This is a genomic window from Mycobacterium sp. UM_WGJ, assembly GCF_000455125.1.
Lineage (GTDB): Bacteria > Actinomycetota > Actinomycetes > Mycobacteriales > Mycobacteriaceae > Mycobacterium.
The window spans coordinates 1-1,520 of the sequence record NZ_AUWR01000107.1; the positions used below are offsets into that span (position 1 = coordinate 1).

1 protein-coding gene is annotated in these 1,520 nt (G+C 66.7%); it reads left to right on the plus strand.

Translation table 11 applies throughout. The annotated features are described in order from the left end of the window. The first annotated feature begins 106 nt into the window (after positions 1-106). Positions 107-1,204, plus strand: a complete 1,098-nt coding sequence (locus tag N416_RS0121050; RefSeq protein ID WP_024444064.1) for an IS110 family transposase — start codon at positions 107-109, stop codon at positions 1,202-1,204. Positions 1,205-1,520 lie beyond the last annotated feature (316 nt).

Consider the following 1,520-nt stretch of genomic DNA (forward strand, 5'->3'; position numbering starts at 1 on the left):
CCCGGCTTTCGTCGGGGGTTGCGGGCCGGGGCCTCACTCACAAAAACTCGTGGGTTACCGAGCAGAAGTCCCTGCCCGGCCTATCCAACATTTGTGGGAGGCCCCGGTGTTTACAGAGCGTACGAGCGTAGGGCTCGGTTTGCACGCACGATCGGTCGCAGCAGCGGCGATCGATAGCGTCACAGGCGAGGTGGCCCAGGCAACGCTGACCCCCGACTATGGGGACGTCCGTGGCTGGCTGGACCGGTTGGCTGGACCTGTCGCGGTGGTCTATGAGGCCGGCCCGACAGGGTTCGGGCTGTATCGGCACCTGAGGGCGGCAGGTGTTCGTTGCGAGGTGGCGGCGCCGAGCAAGCTGCAGCGCCCCGCCGGGGATCGGGTCAAGACCGACGCCAAGGACGCACTCCATCTCGCACGCTTGTTGCGACTCGACGAGATCACCTCAGTGGCGATCCCGACGGTCGAGCAGGAAGCCGCACGGGATCTGGTCAGAGCCCGGGAGGACTGCCGCGGTGATCTGATGCGAGCACGTCATCGGTTGTCGAAACTGCTACTGCGCCATGGCATCGTCTACTACGGCGGCAATGCGTGGACCGGCAAGCACGACATCTGGCTGCGGCACGATGCGCTGCGGCGACTGCCCACCGGCGCGACGCGGTTGACCTTCGACGCCGACTACGACACCGTTTTGACAGTCAAGGCCCGGCGTGATCGTCTCGACACCGCCATCGAGGAGGCCGCCGCGGATTGCGAGTTCACGGCGCTGGTGCGCCGCCTGGGGTGCCTGCGCGGCATAGGAACGCTCACTGCATTTGCTCTCGCGGTGGAAATCGGTGACTGGACACGGTTCACCGGCAACACGATCGGGTCCTTCGTCGGCCTCGTGCCCAGTGAACACTCATCGGGTGGATCCCGCAGTCAAGGGTCTATCACCAGGATCGGCAACGGACACGCCCGCCGCCTGCTCGTCGAAGCAGCATGGCACCACCGCCCCCGATACACCGTGGGAAAGGTCCTGCGCGCACGCTGGGATCTGGCACCGGCAGCTGCGCGAGCCCGCGGCAACGACGGCAACCATCGCTTGCACCAGCGGTGGGTGAAATTCATCGACCGCCGCAAACGCAGCACCGTCGCCGACGTCGCCATCGCCCGTGAACTCGCCGGGTGGTGCTGGTCACTGGCCGTGCTAGACCCCAGCACCTGAGGCCCATGAACCCCTTCGCCAGGCACCGGGAGTCGGTGGCAGCGCGTGGAGTGACCCGCGACCCTTCTAGGAGCAGCCCTGCGAGGCGACGCTCGACGTTAGACACGCGGACCCACTCCAGCCGAAACACCGTCCTGCGGTAACCAACCCGCGCATATCAGTCAGACCGCGCGTCGCCAACGACACGCTCACCGACACCCCCAGCCACGGCGAAGCAGAGGCGCCCGCCCCAACCCAGGGACGGGCGCCTCATCCTGCCCCTTGACACGACCTACCTACATATCAGAAGGGCGGTGGGTCGTCGGGGTCGGTGCCG